Origin of the sequence: Streptomyces sp. NPDC058240, assembly GCF_042882135.1 — a bacterium.
In the GTDB taxonomy this organism is placed as follows: Bacteria; Actinomycetota; Actinomycetes; order Streptomycetales; family Streptomycetaceae; genus Streptomyces.
In genome coordinates this window covers 1,131,996-1,148,651 of record NZ_JBHVWT010000001.1, presented here as the reverse complement: position 1 = coordinate 1,148,651, position 16,656 = coordinate 1,131,996, and the positions used below count along the sequence as shown (strand labels likewise).

General features: G+C 69.2%; 14 protein-coding genes and 2 rRNA genes. 9 read left to right on the top strand and 7 right to left on the bottom strand.

Translation table 11 applies throughout. The features are described from left to right. Both ACFVX4_RS05150 and rrf read left to right on the top strand, forming a co-directional pair. Positions 1-73, top strand: a 23S ribosomal RNA gene (locus ACFVX4_RS05150); the annotation flags it as partial. 77 nt (positions 74-150) lie between these two features. Beyond that, positions 151-267: ribosomal RNA gene (gene rrf, locus ACFVX4_RS05145) — 5S ribosomal RNA — on the top strand. Positions 268-378: 111 nt separating this feature from the next. Here rrf and ACFVX4_RS05140 read toward each other — a convergent pair. From ACFVX4_RS05140 to ACFVX4_RS05120, 5 genes are read right to left on the bottom strand one after another with little or no spacing between them, the layout of a single operon-like run. Next, positions 379-1,689 (bottom strand): DUF58 domain-containing protein, encoded by a 1,311-nt coding sequence (locus ACFVX4_RS05140; RefSeq protein ID WP_389972120.1) that lies wholly within the window; start codon positions 1,687-1,689, stop codon positions 379-381. A gap of 10 nt (positions 1,690-1,699) precedes the next feature. Further along, complete coding sequence (locus ACFVX4_RS05135) at positions 1,700-2,701, bottom strand: AAA family ATPase (RefSeq protein WP_389972020.1); 1,002 nt, start codon at positions 2,699-2,701, stop codon at positions 1,700-1,702. Then, entirely contained in the window at positions 2,698-3,909 is a 1,212-nt protein-coding gene (locus ACFVX4_RS05130; protein WP_389972018.1) for a DUF4350 domain-containing protein, read from the bottom strand. The genes ACFVX4_RS05135 and ACFVX4_RS05130 overlap by 4 nt, the downstream gene beginning before the upstream one ends. Next, positions 3,906-4,595, bottom strand: coding sequence for a DUF4129 domain-containing protein (locus ACFVX4_RS05125; RefSeq protein ID WP_389972016.1), 690 nt, complete (start codon positions 4,593-4,595; stop codon positions 3,906-3,908). Before ACFVX4_RS05125 ends, ACFVX4_RS05130 begins: the two co-directional genes overlap by 4 nt. A gap of 4 nt (positions 4,596-4,599) precedes the next feature. Then, positions 4,600-5,802, bottom strand: coding sequence for a glycerophosphoryl diester phosphodiesterase membrane domain-containing protein (locus ACFVX4_RS05120; RefSeq protein WP_389972014.1), 1,203 nt, complete (start codon positions 5,800-5,802; stop codon positions 4,600-4,602). Between the two features lie 140 nt (positions 5,803-5,942). Between ACFVX4_RS05120 and mtnA the strand changes: the two genes are divergently transcribed. The 7 genes from mtnA (at position 5,943) to ACFVX4_RS05085 (ending at position 14,404) form a co-directional block, all read left to right on the top strand. Further along, on the top strand, positions 5,943-7,091 hold the full coding sequence (gene mtnA / locus ACFVX4_RS05115) for an S-methyl-5-thioribose-1-phosphate isomerase (protein WP_389972012.1): 1,149 nt from the start codon (positions 5,943-5,945) through the stop codon (positions 7,089-7,091). Between the two features lie 4 nt (positions 7,092-7,095). Beyond that, entirely contained in the window at positions 7,096-7,785 is a 690-nt protein-coding gene (mtrA, locus tag ACFVX4_RS05110; RefSeq protein ID WP_187438793.1) for a two-component system response regulator MtrA, read from the top strand. Between the two features lies 1 nt (position 7,786). Continuing rightward, positions 7,787-9,811, top strand: a complete 2,025-nt coding sequence (gene mtrB / locus ACFVX4_RS05105; RefSeq protein WP_389972010.1) for an MtrAB system histidine kinase MtrB — start codon at positions 7,787-7,789, stop codon at positions 9,809-9,811. Beyond that, positions 9,801-11,666, top strand: a complete 1,866-nt coding sequence (locus ACFVX4_RS05100) for an LpqB family beta-propeller domain-containing protein (RefSeq protein WP_389972008.1) — start codon at positions 9,801-9,803, stop codon at positions 11,664-11,666. The genes mtrB and ACFVX4_RS05100 overlap by 11 nt, the downstream gene beginning before the upstream one ends. 65 nt (positions 11,667-11,731) lie before the next feature. Continuing rightward, entirely contained in the window at positions 11,732-12,460 is a 729-nt protein-coding gene (locus ACFVX4_RS05095; protein WP_389972006.1) for a ComF family protein, read from the top strand. Positions 12,461-12,781: 321 nt separating this feature from the next. Further along, a complete protein-coding gene (hpf, locus tag ACFVX4_RS05090; RefSeq protein ID WP_266418499.1) occupies positions 12,782-13,471 on the top strand; it encodes a ribosome hibernation-promoting factor, HPF/YfiA family in 690 nt (229 codons plus the stop codon). A 183-nt stretch (positions 13,472-13,654) separates the two neighbouring features. Further along, positions 13,655-14,404 carry a response regulator transcription factor gene (locus ACFVX4_RS05085; RefSeq protein WP_266418501.1) on the top strand — a complete coding sequence of 250 codons (750 nt, stop codon included), beginning with the start codon at positions 13,655-13,657 and terminating at the stop codon, positions 14,402-14,404. A gap of 157 nt (positions 14,405-14,561) precedes the next feature. On the opposite strand, the gene ACFVX4_RS05080 is transcribed toward ACFVX4_RS05085, so the two are convergent. Both ACFVX4_RS05080 and ACFVX4_RS05075 read right to left on the bottom strand, forming a co-directional pair. After that, positions 14,562-15,737, bottom strand: coding sequence for a winged helix-turn-helix domain-containing protein (locus ACFVX4_RS05080; RefSeq protein WP_389972003.1), 1,176 nt, complete (start codon positions 15,735-15,737; stop codon positions 14,562-14,564). Positions 15,738-15,858: 121 nt separating this feature from the next. After that, positions 15,859-16,431, bottom strand: a complete 573-nt coding sequence (locus ACFVX4_RS05075; RefSeq protein ID WP_389972001.1) for a GNAT family N-acetyltransferase — start codon at positions 16,429-16,431, stop codon at positions 15,859-15,861. Positions 16,432-16,656: the final 225 nt, after the last annotated feature.

The window sequence follows — 16,656 nt, the reverse complement described above, 5'->3', positions numbered from 1 at the left end:
GTTGATAGGCCAGATGTGGAAGCCCGGTAACGGGTGGAGCTGACTGGTACTAATAGGCCGAGGGCTTGTCCTCAGTTGCTCGCGTCCACTGTGTTAGTTCTGAAATAACGAACGGCCGTGTTTTTCCGGTGTTGGTTAATTTCATAGTGTTTCGGTGGTCATTGCGTTAGGGAAACGCCCGGTTACATTCCGAACCCGGAAGCTAAGCCTTTCAGCGCCGATGGTACTGCAGGGGGGACCCTGTGGGAGAGTAGGACGCCGCCGAACTCCTTTTACGGGAAAGCCCCGTGCCCTTGTGGCACGGGGCTTTTCTGCGTTTCACGGCCGGCGCGGAAGCCCCTTTCCCTGCGGATGGCTTGGTTCGTGGCGGCGGGATGGTCAGAGCCGGCCCGCTCCCTTGAGGGCGAGGTAGGCATCGGCGAGAGCAGGGGCGAGGTTGTCAGGAGTGGCGTCGACAACCACCGCGCCGTGCCGTTGGAGCTGCTCTGCGGTGCGGAGTCGCCTTGCTTGGGCCTGTGCGCCCGCGGCAGCTTCGTAGATTGCGTCCACTGTGCCTCTTGCGCCCGCCATCTGCTCGACGTGCGGGTCCGCCACGGAAGCCACCAGCACGGTATGGCGCTGGGTCAGACGACGGAGTACAGGGAGCAGACCTTCTTCCACGGGGGCTGCGTCCAGACCGGTGAGAAGCACGATCAGGGAGCGACGAGGCGCACCGGCGAGCACGGCAGCGACGAGACCTCGGGCATCTGTTTCCATAAGGGCCGGCTCGATGGGCGCCAGCGCGTTCACCATGGCCGACAGGACCTCTCCTGCGGACCGGCCCTGAACCTGTGCGCGGACACGACGGTCGTAGGCCAGTAGATCCACGCGGTCGCCCGCACGAGTGGCAAGTGCCGTGAGCAGCAGGGCCGCGTCCAGAGAGGCGTCGAGACGGGGCACGTCACCGACACGCCCCGCCGAGGTACGGCCGGTGTCCAGGACAACGAGGATGTGACGGTCCCGCTCGGGGCGCCACGTGCGCACTGCGACGGCGGACTGACGTGCAGTGGCCCGCCAGTCGATGGAGCGGGTGTCGTCGCCGGGCACGTACGCACGCAGGCTGTCGAACTCCGTGCCCTCGCCACGGGTGAGGACACTGCTGCGGCCGTCGAGTTCGCGCAGTCTGGCGAGGCGGGACGGCAGATGCTTCCGGCTGGTGAAGGGAGGCAGGACCCGCACTGTCCACGGGACCTGGTGATTCCCTTGTCGGGCGGCAAGCCCCAGAGGTCCGAACGAGCGGACGGTGATGCGCTCGGCTCGGCGGTCACCCCGCCGTGTCGGTCTCAGGAAGGTGGTCAGCCGGCGGCGTTCGCCTGCCGGGACCGCAAGTGTATGTCGCGAGGAAGTCTGTTCCGTACCGGTGGGCCAGCTGCTGGGGGGCCAGCCGTCACGAAGGTGTGCCCGCAGTCTGCGACGGGAAGGATTGGTTACGGTGAGTTGCACTTCGGTGGTTTCGCCAAGTCGAACGCTTGTGTCACCGGATCGGGTGAACTGAAGCGTTCGCACTGGTGCAGCCAGGGCATAGTCACAGAGAATTGCCAAAGAGAGCGGTGCGTTGACTGCCAGCATCCCGGTCCAACTGGGGGCCAGGATGCCTACAGGGAGTGACCCCAGGGCGGCCAGCAAAGCGGTACGTCCGGTGAGGGCCACGGTCACCGCCTCATCGGGGTACGGGGACGTGGGCGAGGACGGCTGTGATGACGGAGTCGGGGGTGACACCCTCCATCTCCGCCTCGGGCCGCAGTTGGATGCGATGGCGAAGTGTGGGGAGTGCCAGGGCCTTCACGTCATCCGGAATGACGTAGTCGCGGCCGGTGAGCCAGGCCCAGGCGCGGGCGGTAGACAACAGGGCGGTGGCGCCTCGGGGAGAGACACCGAGGGATAGCGAGGGGGATTCACGCGTGGCACGACAGATATCGACGACGTAACCGGCGATCTCGGGAGAGACCTTGGTCCGGGCGACCGCGTTGCGGGCGGCTTCCAGGTCGGCGGGGCCGGCGACGGGGCGTATGCCGGCTGACTTGAGGTCACGTGGATTGAAGCCGTCGGAATGACGGGTGAGGACGTTGATCTCCTCTTCCCGCGAGGGCAGGGGCACCGTCAGTTTGAGGAGAAACCGGTCCAGTTGGGCCTCGGGGAGAGGGTAGGTGCCCTCGTATTCGACGGGATTCTGCGTGGCGGCCACGAGGAAGGGGTCGGGCAGCGACCGGGGGGTTCCGTCGACGGTGACCTGGCGCTCTTCCATGGCTTCCAGGAGGGAGGACTGCGTCTTGGGAGGGGTGCGGTTGATCTCGTCGGCGAGAAGCAGATTGGTGAAGACAGGGCCGGGCTGGAAGGAGAACTCGGCCGTGCGGGCGTCGTAGACCAGTGAGCCGGTGACGTCGCTGGGCATCAGATCGGGGGTGAACTGGACGCGCTTGGTGTTGAGTTCGAGTGAGGCGGCGAGAGCCCGGACCAGGAGGGTCTTGGCCACTCCGGGGACGCCTTCGAGGAGGACGTGGCCACGGCAGAGCAGAGCGACGACGAGTCCGGTGACGGCCGGGTCCTGGCCGACCACGGCCTTGGCGATCTCTGAGCGCAGCGCTTCAAGGGATGCGCGGGCTGTGTCGCCGTTCCCGAGGGGCTCGGTGGTCTCGGCGGGCACTGGGGGCGGGGCGCTCATGACGTGCGTACCTCTCTTTCGAGGGTGTCGAGTTGGTCTGCCAGGTGGACGAGAGCGGCGTCGTCGGACGGGGCGGGTCCGAAGAGCAGGGTTTGGAGGCTGTCGTCAGTGCTGCCCAGGCGGGCGGAAACAGCAGGGACAAGTGTTGAGGGGGAGTGGGCGTCGCGTGGGGAGACGCCGATGAGTGGGGCGATGCGGGTGCGGGTGGCGGAGCGCAGTGAGTCGGCGGCCCGGTCGCGGGCGTTCGTCTTGCGGTAGAGGCGGGCCCGGCCCTCGGTGGATTCGGATGCCCGGATGGCCACGGGCAGCCGCTCGGGCACCAGGGGGCCCAGACGACGGGCACGCCAGATGGCGGAGAGCACAGCGGCCAGTGCGAGTTGCAACGTGCCCCACAACCAGCCTTGGGGGATCAGGTCGGCGAAGCTGCGGTTGTCAGGGGTGCTGTCACCACTGGTGCCCCCGTTCTCGGTGGCGCCGGATGAATCAGCGAGCGAGGGGAGGTACCAGATCAGATGAGGGCGGGAACCGAGAAGTTGCAGGGCCAGGGATGCGTTGCCCTGATTGGCGAGCCTGTCGTTGAGGAGAAGGTCGGGGGAACCGAGGAGCACGGTGTCGCCCGCGCCCTGTTCGACCAGGAGCACGGTGGGAAGGCCGCCGCTCGGGAAGCAGCCGATGGTGCCGGGGCCGTCCGAGGCGTAGCGGAAGCCTCCCGTTTCGACGTCGCCGGCACTGCGGGCGGCGGGCAGGGAGCATTCGGGGGCGCGGGGGGCTACGGGGCCGGCGGACTCCGCCGTGATACCTGGGACCAACGTGCGCACGGAGGGCGGGCCTGCCGCGAGGAGGACAGTGCGACCGGCCGAGTTCTCGGTCGCGGCACGGAGTTCGCTCTGCTGGCGTGGTGCCAGCAGATTGGGGGAGGCGACGAGCAACGTGGTGTCGGGGCCGACCTTGGCGGTGGCGTCGTCGAGCGTGGTGACCACGCGTACGGAGACGCCGCGTTCCTTGAGGAGTTCGGCGACGGCCCGGCTGCCGTAGGGGTCGGCGGAGCGAGGGTCGAGGCGGCCGTGCTGGTCACCGGAGCGGATGGTTGCCAGGGCGATACCGGCGGCGACGAGTACAAGGAGGGCGAGGAGCAGACCGCGGATGCGGACCCAGATCTGGTGAGGGGTGAGGGCCGCCGAGGTGGAGGCGGCGGTGACCCCGGTCATCCGGCTGCCCCCTGGGCCGCGGTCGTCAGGAGAGGCTTGGCGGTTTCGAGATCGAGGTCCAGAGCTCGTACGGCCAGATATGCCTGCTGGTCGGTGGTACGGCCGCCGTATGTGACATCGTCGAATTCTCGGGCGGCAGCGTGGAGTCGCGTCGTGTGTGCGGGCAGTGGGCGGCCTGCTTCGGCGGCGGCCTCGTCGGCGGTGCGCCCGGGGCAGGGGTCGAGCAGGGCGCGCTCTTCCAGGGAGCGGACGATGGCGCGCATCCGTTCCTGGACCGCCTCGTTCCAGCGTCGGGCGGCGGCGTGGGCCTCGGCGGCCTTCCGGTGTTCGGCCGCGCTGCGGGTGCTGTCGTCGAAAAGGGCGTCCGAGGAACGCACGGTGCGGCTCGGAGTGCCCAGCCGCCACCAGAGTGCGGCGACCAGGCCTGTGATGACCAGTACGAGCACGACAAGACCGACCGGGCCGCCGAGCGCCGCGCCGGAGGCCGTGTCCAGGAGATCGCCGATCCAGCCCCAGAGCTTGTCGAGGCCCTGCTGGAGGAGGTTGGGATCGTTCTCGTGGTACATCGGTTTGGACAGTTCGTGCTTCGCGGCCTCGCGGGCGGGGACACGTGGAGTGTCCACGGGTATGTTGCCGCTCGAGTGGATCAGTAGCCGTACTGCTGTGGTGCCCCCCGCCCCCGACACGGCATCAGCTCCTGGTGTCGTATCCGGGCAGGCCCGCTGCCCGGGCGAGTTCGAGGTCGAGTGCCTCGCGGCGGATGCGCTGATCGATGTAGAGCAGTGCCATCACGCCGGCGGAGAGCGGGTACGTGATCGTCGTGATGATTACCTGGCCGATGCCGGAGACGATCAGGAACGGCCAGCCGAAGTCTGTGGAGCCGTTAGTGAGGGCGGAGCCGATTCCGTCGCCGTCCACGGCCATCGCGATGATGCCGAACGGGATGGCGATGATCACGGCCACGATGAGCGTCAGCAGCCCGGTCAGCGCCAGGATGCCGAAGGTCCGCCACCAGGCACCCCTGACGAGCTTCGCGGAACGGCGCATGGAGGTGATGATCGACTGCCGCTCCAGCATCAGGGCCGGCGAGGCGAGGCAGAAACGGACCATCAGCCAGATGACGACGACGAACGCGGCCATGAATCCGATGAGGACGAGTCCGGCACCCGCGGACGATCCGGTGAGCATGCCCGGGAGCAGGCCCGCCGCCATGATGGCGGCGCTGATCAGGGCCACCAGCAGGGTCAGCCCCAGCAGCTGAGGAAGCCGGGGCCGGGCCTCGGTCCAGGCGTCGGAGAGCGTCACGGGGCGGCCCAGCACCGAGCGGCTGATCACCACGGTCAGAACAGATGTCGTGATCAGCGTGGCGATCATGGTGATGAGCATGGACGGCACGCTGTTGAACACTGTCGACTGGGCAGAGTCGACGGCCTGCCGCAGCGCTTCCGTGCCGGTGGCGTTCGGATCGATCTGCGCAGGTTCCGGCAGCAGGAAACGTTCCACGAGGATGATCGCGATCTGGGCGATCACGGACACGGTGAGTGTGATGCCGAGGACCGTGCGCCAATGGGCGCGCATCGTGGAGACCGCACCGTCGAGGATCTCGCCGACGCCGAGAGGCCGGAGCGGGATGACACCGGGCTTGGCCGCGAGGGGCGGCTGCCCCCAGCCGGGGCCCTGCGGTCCGCCGCCCCAGCCCGCGGCGGGGGGCGGTGCGCCAGGACCTGTGCCGGGAATGCTCGGTGGGGACCACTGTTCCGGGGGCGGCTGCGTGGGAGACCAGTTCCCTGCCGGGCCGCTGTCGTCGACGGGCTCGGAGGGCCGGGGGATGTCGGCGCCCTGACCCTCGGATGGGGCGGATCCGGGCGAGGCCCAGCCCGGAGTGTCGTTCATTCTCGCTCCTTCATGGTCCTGTCCGCTCATCGGGGCGGCAGGTTGGCAGCCATCGTGCCACGCGCTGCTCCGGTATGGGCCGGGCGCTCTATCTCCTTCGTACCTTCATTTGTGGGTGGCTCACCGGGCAGACTGGGCGGATGGCTGATCAGGACGCGCAACCGCCGGTGGGCATCGAGCCTCCCACGCTTCCCGTACTTCGCTGGGCCGAGCCTCCGGAAGGTCCCGCACTGGTGCTCCTCGACCAGACGCGGCTGCCGGCGGAGGAAGCCGAGCTTGTGTGCACCGATGCGCCTGCTCTGGTGCGGGCGATCCGGACGCTGGCGGTGCGTGGTGCTCCGCTGCTGGGGATCGCGGGGGCCTATGGGGTGGCTCTCGCGGCCGTGCGGGGAGACGACGTGGCGGTGGCCGCGGAGCTGCTGGAGCGGGCGCGGCCCACCGCGGTGAATCTCGGGTACGGGGTACGGCGGGCCGTCGGGGCATATCGGGAGGCCGTCGGGAAGGGGGCGGATCCGGAGCGGGCCGCGGCCATGGCGCTGGCCGAGGCCAGGGCGCTGCACCGGGAGGACACCGAGGCCAGTGGGCGCATGGCTCGGCACGGCCTTGCCCTGCTGGACGAACTGCTGCCCGGTGGCGGTGGGCATCGCTTGCTGACGCACTGCAATACGGGGGCCCTGGTCTCCGGTGGCGAGGGCACTGCCTTCGCGGTGGCGCTCGGGGCGCACCGGGAAGGGCGGCTGCGGCGGCTGTGGGTGGACGAGACGCGTCCGCTGCTGCAGGGGGCCAGACTGACGGCGTACGAGGCGGCGCGCAACGGCATGCCGTACAGCCTGCTCACGGACAACGCCGCAGGTTCGTTGTTCGCTGCGGGTGAGGTGGATGCCGTGCTCATCGGGGCGGACCGCATCGCCGCCGACGGGGCGGTGGCGAACAAGGTGGGGAGCTATCCGCTGGCGGTGCTCGCGAAGTACCACCACGTACCGTTCATCGTGGTCGCGCCGACGACGACCGTGGATCTGGACACCGAGGACGGAGCGTCGATCATCGTTGAGCAGCGGCCGGCGGTCGAAGTGACGGAGCTCACATCGCCGCGGGTCGGGGTGGCGGGCGCGGATGCCGGTGGACTGCTCGTGGCACCGGTGGGAACCCCCGCGTACAACCCCGCGTTCGATGTCACGCCGCCGGAGCTGGTCACGGCGATCGTCACGGAGGAGGGTGCAATTTCCCCGGTCACGGGGGTCGGACTGGCAGAGCTGTGTGCCAGATCATCGCAGGTAACGATTAGCTAATGGGATGATGTCGATTATGAAGGGACGCGTCCTTGTCGTCGACGACGACACCGCACTGGCCGAGATGCTCGGGATTGTGCTGCGTGGTGAAGGGTTCGAGCCGTCGTTCGTAGCGGACGGCGACAAGGCACTTGCCGCATTTCGTGAGGCCAAGCCGGACCTGGTCCTGCTGGATCTCATGCTGCCCGGTAGGGACGGCATCGAGGTCTGCAGGTTGATCAGGGCCGAGTCTGGTGTGCCGATCGTCATGCTCACTGCCAAGAGCGACACGGTTGACGTGGTGGTGGGTCTGGAGTCAGGGGCCGACGACTACATCGTCAAGCCGTTCAAACCTAAGGAGTTGGTTGCCCGGATCAGGGCACGTCTGCGGAGGTCCGAGGAACCGGCGCCGGAGCAGTTGGCCATCGGGGACCTGGTCATCGATGTGGCCGGTCACTCGGTGAAGCGGGAGGGGCAGTCGATCGCCCTCACCCCGCTGGAGTTCGACCTGCTGGTCGCGCTCGCCCGTAAGCCGTGGCAGGTCTTCACCCGTGAGGTGCTGCTCGAGCAGGTGTGGGGATACCGCCACGCCGCCGACACCCGGCTGGTGAATGTGCATGTCCAGCGGCTGCGTTCCAAGGTGGAGAAGGACCCGGAGCGCCCGGAGATCGTGGTGACCGTCCGAGGGGTCGGTTACAAGGCCGGACCGAGCTGAGATGCCCCCGAGTAGCGCTGCTCCGCAGCCCGGGGAGCCGGGAGCCCGTGCGGAGCGGGCTGCCGGTCCAGGACACAAGGCGTTCCAGATGGGGCGCCTCCTGCAGGGCGGCCGGTTGTTCCACGACCGGGCGCCCGGCGGCCCTGTGCCGCGATTGCTGATGCGTTGGGTGCGGCGTCCTCTGCTGCCCGCCGTACGGCTCTGGCGGCGCAACCTCCAGCTGCGGGTCGTCGCGGGCACGCTGCTCATGTCGCTCGGTGTGGTGCTGCTCCTCGGGCTGGTGGTGATCGGGCAGGTGCGCAACGGCCTGCTCGACGCCAAGGGCAAGGCTGCTCAGACGCAGGCGGCCGGCGGTTTCGCCGCAGCCCAGGAGAAGGCGAACGCCCCGCTCACCCCCGGTGGCCAGGGCGGCGACACGGCGGACGGCACCACTGCCAACAACTCCTGGCGGACCGAGCTCGTCGACCAGCTCGCCAGCGGCGGAAAGAACGCCTTCAACGTGGTGGCGCTCAGTGCCGACGAGGGGACCCGTGCCCCGCGCGGCTCGGGCAGCGTGGAGGCGGTGAGCATTCCGCAGAGCCTGCGGGACGCCGTGAACAAGGGGCCCGGGGCGTACCAGACGTACTCCGAGATCCAGTACGCGAACGGGCAGCAGCCGCAGCCCGGACTTGTCGTGGGCAAGCGGCTCTACGACATCGACCACAATCCGTACCAGCTCTATTACCTCTTCCCGCTGACGCAGGAGGAGAAGTCGCTGACATTGATCAAGGGCACGCTGGCGACCGCGGGACTCTTCGTGGTCGTGCTGCTCGGAGCCATCGCCTGGTTCGTGGTGCGGCAGGTTGTCACGCCGGTACGCATGGCGGCCGGTATCGCCGAGCGGCTTTCCGCCGGCAGGCTCCAGGAACGGATGAAGGTCACCGGCGAGGACGACATCGCCCGGCTCGGTGAGGCCTTCAACAAGATGGCGCAGAACCTGCAGCTGAAGATCCAGCAGCTGGAGGAGCTCTCCCGGATGCAGCGGCGCTTCGTCTCCGACGTCTCCCACGAGCTGAGGACACCGCTGACGACCGTGCGGATGGCCGCCGATGTCATCCATGAGGCCCGCAGCGACTTCGATCCTGTGACGGCCCGCTCCGCGGAGCTGCTCGGGGACCAGCTCGACCGGTTCGAGTCGCTGCTCTCCGATCTGCTGGAGATCAGCCGGTTCGACGCGGGCGCCGCGGCGCTGGAGGCGGAGCCGATAGATCTGCGGCAGGTCGTACGGCGGGTGATCGGCGGGGCCGAGCCGCTGGCCGAGCGCAAGGGCACCCGGATCCGGGTGGTCGGCGACGAGCAGCCGGTGATCGCGGAGGCCGACGCACGGCGCGTCGAGCGCGTGCTGCGCAACCTTGTGGTCAACGCGGTCGAACACGGTGAGGGCCGCGACGTCGTGGTGCGGATGGGGGTGGCCGGAGGCGCGGTCGCCGTGGCCGTCCGGGACTACGGAGTGGGGCTCAAGCCGGGCGAGGCGACGCGAGTGTTCAACCGATTCTGGCGGGCGGACCCGGCCCGCGCGCGGACGACCGGTGGTACCGGTCTCGGACTCTCCATCGCGGTGGAGGACGCCCGGCTGCACGGCGGGTGGCTGCAGGCATGGGGCGAGCCCGGCGGCGGTTCGCAGTTCCGTCTGACTCTGCCGCGCACGGCGGACGAGCCGCTGCGCGGATCACCGATACCGCTGGAGCCCGAGGACTCCCGTAGCAACCGGGAGAACCGTGAGCGGGCCGCGACCGCACCGAAGGCCGGGAGCGAGCACCGGCTGACGGCTGTGCCGGCCCAGCCCGGCGGCAATGACAGGTCTGCACTGCCCGTACCGTCCCGCACGCCTGCGGCTCCACGGACGGCGCCGGCCTCGGTGCATCCGGCGGCCCTTCCGGGGAGCGGCGCACGGGTGGTCGCGCGCCACGCCGAGGACCGGTCGGGCGGCGAATTCGACACTGCGGTGCAGGACCCGGAGCGGGGGGACACGAATCGTGGGCACTGACCGTCGCAGGGACGGCCATGGACGCGTGCTGGGGCTGTTCGCGCTGTTCGGATGCGGTGTGGTGCTGCTGTCCGCGTGCGGCTCGATGCCCGTCACCGGGGATGTCAAGGCTGTCGACGCCTCGCAGCCCGGCGACTCCCAGGTGCAGGTGTACGCCGTCGCGCCGCGTGACAAGGCCACTCCCAACGAGGTGGTCGACGGCTTCCTGGAGTCCATGACCAGTGATGACCCGCGCTTCAGGACAACCCGTCAGTACCTGACGAAGAAGGCGGCCGAGACATGGAAGCCGAACGCGTTCACCACCGTGCTCACCAACGCGCCGAACAGGAACGACCGGCCGCTGCGCGACAGGGACCGCAACATCACCGAGGTCACCTACACCCTGACCGGTGAGAAGGTAGCGACGGTCGACGCCGAGAGCGCCTATCAGCCGCTCGCGCCCACCGACTACAACCAGACCCTGCATCTGGTGAAGGAGAACGGGCCGGACGGCAAGGAGTGGCGGATCGACCTCGTGCCGGACGGTCTTCTGCTCGGGCAGTCGGACTTCAAGCGTCTCTACCGCTCCGTCAACAAGTACTACTTCGCGACGGGGCGGCCGGAGGTGCAGTCGACCCTGGTCGCCGACCCCGTCTATCTCCGCAGCCGGACGGATCCCGTCACGGGGATGGACACCGTGACACAGTCCGTCCGCAGCCTCCTCGCGGGGCCGACCAGCTGGTTGCGGCCGGTGGTCGCATCCCGGTTCCCTCGCGGTACGGCGCTGAAGAAGGGCGTCACTTCGCTGGCACCCGACGACCGCAACGTACTGAAGGTCCCGCTCGACAAGAAGGCGGACGGCGTCGGGCAGCGTTCCTGTCGCATGATGGCCTCGCAGATCCTCTACACCCTGAGGGATCTGACGTCCGCACGGGTCGAGCAGGTCGAGCTGCAGCGCTCCGACGGCTCCCCGTTGTGTCTGCTCGGGGCGGATCAGGCGGAGGAGTTCGCCCCTGACGGTTCGTCGAGCGGTCCGGACAGCCAGTACTTCGTCGATGCCAAGGGGCATGTGGAACGAATTCCCGGCAGCACCAAGGGCAGTGGAACCCCGGAGGCGGTGGCCGGTCCGCTCGGTGACGGGCCGGTGCGGATGGGCGCGGTCGGTGTGGCCAGGGACGAGCAGTCGGCGGCGGCGGTCTCGCACGACGGGGCGTCTCTCTACGTGTCGTCCATCGTCTCGGACGATGAGCTTCCCCCGGCCTCGGTGACCAGCAGGGCCCACGACGCGAAGCACCGTCTGTCGACCCCGAGCTGGGACGGGCGGGGCGACCTGTGGGTGGCCGACCGGGATCTCGACAGGCCCAGACTGCTGCGGCTGGCCGGTGGTACCGGCAAGCCTCAGGAGGTCGCCGTGCCCGACCTGGGCGGCGGGCGGATCGAGGCGTTGCGCATGTCCGCGGACGGAGTTCGGATCGCCCTGCTGGTGACCCAGGACGGCCGCAACACGCTGAAGATCGGCCGGATCGAGCGGCGCGGGCCGGCAGCGGAGCAGCAGGTTTCGGTGGTGGAACTGCGTCAGGCCGCGCCACAGCTGACGGATGTGACCGCGATGTCGTGGTCGGGCCGCAGCCGTCTCGTGGTGGTCGGCAAGGAACAGGGCGGCGTGCAGCAGGTGCGCTACGTGCAGGCGGACGGTTCGACGTCCGCATCGGGTGTGCTGCCGGGTGTGAACCAGGTGTCGTCGGTCGCGGCGGCGGACGACGAGCAGCTTCCGCTGATGGCGGCCACGTCCAGCGACGGGATCGTGAAGCTGTCGCCCGGTGACAACTGGCAGACGGTGGTCAAGGAAGGCTCGTCGCTGGTCTACCCGGGCTGAGAGTCGCAGGGCCCGCGTTTTCCACAGGGGTGGCCCGCTGGCTCCGGGAAGAGCACAGTGGAGTCATGCGGGGGTGGTGGCGGGAGATCTCCGGCCTGGTGCTGCCGGTGTCCTGCGGCGGCTGCGGCAGGCCGCGCGTGGAGCTGTGCGAGAAATGCGGTGCGGAGCTCCACGGCGGGGTGCCACGCCGGGTGAGGCCCGTCCCGGAACCTGTGGGCCTGCCGGTGGTGCACGCGGCCGCCGCGTACGAGAACGCGGTACGTGCCGTGCTGCTGGCCCATAAGGAACGGGGTGAGCTGGGGCTGGCCGGGGCGCTCGGCAAGGCGCTGGCGGGGGCCGTACGGGCCGGGACGGGGCAAGTGGGTGTTGTCGGCCCGCTGCTGCTCGTGCCCGTGCCGTCGGCGCGGTGTGCGGTGGCGGCGCGAGGCCATGATCCGACGCGCCGGATCGCGCTGGCCGCGGCAGGAGAGCTGAGACGCGGCGGCACCCGGGCCCAGGTGGTCGCGGTGCTTCGGCAGCGACGCGCGGTGGCCGACCAGGCGGGGCTGGGCGCCCGTCAGCGGCAGGTGAATCTGGCGGGGGCGCTGGAGGTCGCGGCCGGGGGCGAGCGGCTGCTTGCGGCCGGACGGGTGGTGCTGGTGGACGACCTCCTGACGACGGGAGCCTCGCTCACCGAGGCGGCCCGGGCGGTGGGGGCGGCGTGCGGGCACGAGGGTGCTGCCCCCGGCAGCGGGCAGGCGGCCGTTGTCGCAGTATCTCCGTCGGCCTTCGAAATAAACCGGAACTGTCAATGAACCTGCATCGTTGCAGGTAATGAGTAGGGAAAACAGCCCGATCGGAGGTACGTGCGAGTAGCGGGTGCCGACATCCGGCCAGGCAGGCTATGTTCGGTTGTGAGGAATGGTGAATGCCGGACCTCGATGAATGCACCGCCAGGTTTCGGGCAGGCAACACACCAGTAGTCCAGAAGCTGGAATTCGGTGGGGTGGAGACCTCACCGATGGGGGAGGAGGAGGTGGAAGTCACCGAGTCCGCGGCTCCGGTTGTCACCGGGGCCTGGTGCAAAAGGGAGATGCTCCGCCCCTGAGCGGAGCGATCCGGGAACGGAGTTCTGCGTGGACATCGTCGTCAAGGGCCGCAAGACCGAGGTGCCCGAGCGGTTCCGCAAGCACGTGGCCGAGAAGCTGAAGCTGGACAAGATCCAGAAGTTCGACGGCAAGGTGATCAGCCTCGACGTCGAGGTGTCCAAGGAGCCGAACCCCCGTCAGGCCGACCGTTCCGACCGGGTGGAGATCACGCTCCGCTCGCGCGGTCCGGTCATCCGGGCGGAAGCGGCCGCAGGCGACCCGTACGCAGCGCTGGACCTGGCCACCGGCAAGCTGGAGGCGCGGCTGCGCAAGCAGCACGACAAGCGCTACAGCCGCCGTGGCAACGGCCGGATTCCCGCTGCCGAGGTCGCCGAGACCGTGCCGGGTGCGGCGTCGTTCAACGGCGAGGGCGACCTGATCGCCAATGAGTCGACCGAGTCCGTGCCCACTACCAGGTTCGGCTCTCTGGAGATTCAGGGCGAGGGTCCGCTGGTGATGCGCGAGAAGACGCATGTCGCCGCACCGATGTCGCTCGACCAGGCGCTCTACGAGATGGAGCTGGTCGGGCACGACTTCTATCTGTTCGTCGACTCCGAGACCAAGGAACCCAGTGTCGTCTACCGACGGCATGCCTATGACTACGGTGTCATCCACCTGAGGACCGACCCGCTGGCCGCCGACGAGGCGGGCGGCGCGGGCGGTGCGCTCGGCGGCTGACGCCACCCTTCCGCGGTGCCCCTGGAGTGCCTGTGCGCCCCCAGGGGCACCCGCGTGCGACCACACGATCACCGTTCTGACGTCCAGGCATGGAATCATGGCGTCCCAAGCCAATCGGTGCTCTGTGAACTGCCGTTGGCGGACAGTGTGTACTTCAGGCCACGGCCTTCAGGGGGAGGAACGATGGCGGACACCTTCGGGCCCGTGCGTGATGCGAATGATGCCGACGACATCGCCGGTGCCGGCACCGGTGCGGACAGCGGTTTCCGCAAGGAGCCGATCAGGGTCCTCGTGGTGGACGACCACGCGCTCTTCCGCAGAGGCCTGGAGATCGTCCTCGCCCAGGAGGAGGACATCCAGGTCGTCGGCGAGGCGGGTGACGGGTCGGAGGCGGTCGACAAGGCCGCCGATCTGCTCCCCGACATCGTGCTGATGGACGTACGGATGCCCAAACGCGGTGGCATCGAGGCCTGCACCTCCATCAAGGAGGTGGCCCCCAGTGCGAAGATCATCATGCTGACGATCAGCGACGAGGAGGCCGACCTCTACGACGCGATCAAGGCCGGAGCCACTGGTTATCTCCTCAAGGAGATCTCCACGGACGAGGTGGCCACGGCCATTCGCGCGGTCGCCGACGGGCAGTCCCAGATCAGCCCCTCCATGGCGTCCAAACTGCTCACCGAGTTCAAGTCGATGATCCAGCGGACCGACGAGCGCCGGCTGGTACCCGCACCGCGGCTCACCGACCGGGAACTCGAAGTCCTCAAACTCGTTGCAACGGGCATGAACAATCGCGATATCGCGAAGGAACTGTTCATTTCCGAGAACACCGTGAAGAACCACGTCCGCAACATTCTGGAGAAGTTGCAGCTGCACTCCAGGATGGAAGCCGTGGTCTATGCCATGCGGGAGAAGATCCTGGAGATCAGGTGACCTGCCCGGGGACGCGCCGGACAGGGCCGGATACGACAAGACGGCGAGACACCGGGACAGCCGGACAGTGGGACGGAAGAGCGTAACGCTGGGTAGAGGTTCGGCCCGCAAGGGTCCGGTCCGTCGAAGCGTCGGGTGAGGGCGGGGGAATGCGGGCTCAGGCCAGGGCGCGGGCGATTTCCTGAGCGAGCGGTCCGCGCAGTTCCGGTGCGTCGACCCGCTCCAGCCGGACATCCGTACAGCCGACCCAGGACGCGGCCTCCACCAGCGCCTCGGCCATCGGCACCACGGCCTTCCCGTTCGCCAACGACACCTGCCGGGCGACCAGCGTGCTGCCCTCGCGCGCCGGGTCGACGCGGCCCTGCAGTTTTCCGCCCGCCAGCAGCGGCATCGCGAAGTATCCGTGGACCCGCTTGGGCTTGGGTACGTAGGCCTCCAGGCGGTGGGTGAAACCGAAGATCCGCTCGGTGCGCGCCCGCTCCCAGACCAGTGAGTCGAACGGCGACAGCAGCGTCGTACGATGCCGCCCGCGCGGCTCCGAGGCCAGCGCCGCCGGGTCCGCCCAGGCCGGCTTCGCCCAGCCCCGCACCGTCACCGGAACCAGTCCGGAGTCCGCCACCACCGCGTCGAACTGCTCACCCTTCAGCCGGTGGTAGTCCGCGATGTCCGCCCGGGTGCCCACCCCCAGGGACTGTCCCGCGAGGGCGACCAGCCGGCGCAGGCACTCGGTGTCGTCCAGGTCGTCGTGCAGCACGTCATCGGGCAGGGCCCGTTCGGCGAGGTCGTACACCCGCTTCCAGCTGCGGCGCTCGGTGCACACCACCTCGCCGTACATCAGCGCGCGCTCGACGGCGACCTTCGACGCCGACCAGTCCCACCACTCCCCGCCGTTCTTCGCGCCGCCCAGCTCCGTCGCCGTCAGCGGGCCCTCGGCGCGCAGCTGCTTGATCACCGTCTCGTAGGCGCCGTCCGGCAGGTCGTGGTGCCAGTGCGGGCGCGAGCGGTAGGCGCGGCGGCGGAAAGCGAAGTGCGGCCACTCCTCGACCGGCAGGATGCAGGCCGCGTGCGACCAGTACTCGAAGGTGCGGCCACCCGACCAGTACGCCTCCTCGACGGTGCGCCGACCGACCGCGCCGAGGCGCGCGTACGGAATCAGTTCGTGTGATCGCGCGAGCACCGAGATCGTGTCGAGCTGTATGGCGCCGAGATGCCGCAGCACTCCCGGAACCCCGGACCGGCGGTCCGGAGCGCCGAGGAAGCCCTGGGCGCGCAGAGCGATCCTGCGCGCCTGGTCGGCGGAGAGTTCAGCGGCGGGGGGCTGCACAGACGTCATGCCTCGCACCCTAGAGGCAGGCACTGACAGCCGGCCGAGGAGCCATGGAGTCCGTGGGGATCGCGATCTGTGGGCATCGCGATCCGGCGGGACCGGAGACCGGCGGCAGACCCCGGAGGGGTCAGGGGGCGGGCAGATAGGCGTGGGTGCCCGGCAGGCCGAGATCGGAAGGGAGCAGCGCACCGATCCAGGCGTCGCGCCGTACTCCCTTGTTGAACAGGCCCGACCGTTGTTCGCCCTCCATCCGGAATCCCGTCCTCAGCGCCACGGCACGCGAGGGGATGTTGCCCACCTCGGCGCGCCACTCCAGCCGGTCGCCGCCGAGTGCGGTGAAGGTCCAGTGGGCGGCGGTCAGCACCGCCTCCGTCATGTAGCCGCGGCCCCGGTGCTCCTCGGCGGTCCAGAACCCCACCTCGTACGTGCCCGGAAGATTGCGGCGGTTGATACCGAGGGCGCCGGCCAGGGCCCCGCTCTCGCGCAGGACCACCGCGAAGTTGTACATGGAGTCGTCGTGCCAGCCGCCGGGAGACAGCTTTTCCGCGAAGAGTTCCGCGTCGGCACGGCTGTACGGGGAGGGCACGACCGTCCACCGCTGGATGTCGGGGTCCTGACAGGCGGCGTGGATCGCGTCCGTGTCGCCGCCGCCGAAGGGGCGCAGCAGCAGACGGTCGCTGGTGAGGGTGATCGGCTCCATGTGCGGATTCTGGTGAGGTGCCGCTCGTGAAGCGAACACTTTTCGGACTTCCCGGCACCTTCGGCGCTCCCCGGCCGTTGACTCGGAGGGGACAGCGGGGCCGACGCGGCGGCGGCCCTCCCGGCGCAGCGGGGTCCTCGCTTACGATGGCCGTTGCGGTGGGGCCCACCTGCCGTGCCCGCGCCAGTGTCCGTAACACGACCCAGTGCCAGGCCCGACCGGCAA

Coding starts and splice junctions, on each gene's coding strand:
- ACFVX4_RS05095 (WP_389972006.1), top strand. CDS start 11,732: ATGCGGGGGTGGTGGCGGGAGATCTCCGGCCTGGTGCTGCCGGTGTCC.
- ACFVX4_RS05085 (WP_266418501.1), top strand. CDS start 13,655: ATGGCGGACACCTTCGGGCCCGTGCGTGATGCGAATGATGCCGACGAC.
- mtrB (WP_389972010.1), top strand. CDS start 7,787: ATGCCCCCGAGTAGCGCTGCTCCGCAGCCCGGGGAGCCGGGAGCCCGT.
- ACFVX4_RS05135 (WP_389972020.1), bottom strand. CDS start 2,701: ATGAGCGCCCCGCCCCCAGTGCCCGCCGAGACCACCGAGCCCCTCGGG.
- mtrA (WP_187438793.1), top strand. CDS start 7,096: ATGATGTCGATTATGAAGGGACGCGTCCTTGTCGTCGACGACGACACC.
- ACFVX4_RS05130 (WP_389972018.1), bottom strand. CDS start 3,909: ATGACCGGGGTCACCGCCGCCTCCACCTCGGCGGCCCTCACCCCTCAC.
- ACFVX4_RS05120 (WP_389972014.1), bottom strand. CDS start 5,802: ATGAACGACACTCCGGGCTGGGCCTCGCCCGGATCCGCCCCATCCGAG.
- ACFVX4_RS05075 (WP_389972001.1), bottom strand. CDS start 16,431: ATGGAGCCGATCACCCTCACCAGCGACCGTCTGCTGCTGCGCCCCTTC.
- ACFVX4_RS05080 (WP_389972003.1), bottom strand. CDS start 15,737: ATGACGTCTGTGCAGCCCCCCGCCGCTGAACTCTCCGCCGACCAGGCG.
- mtnA (WP_389972012.1), top strand. CDS start 5,943: ATGGCTGATCAGGACGCGCAACCGCCGGTGGGCATCGAGCCTCCCACG.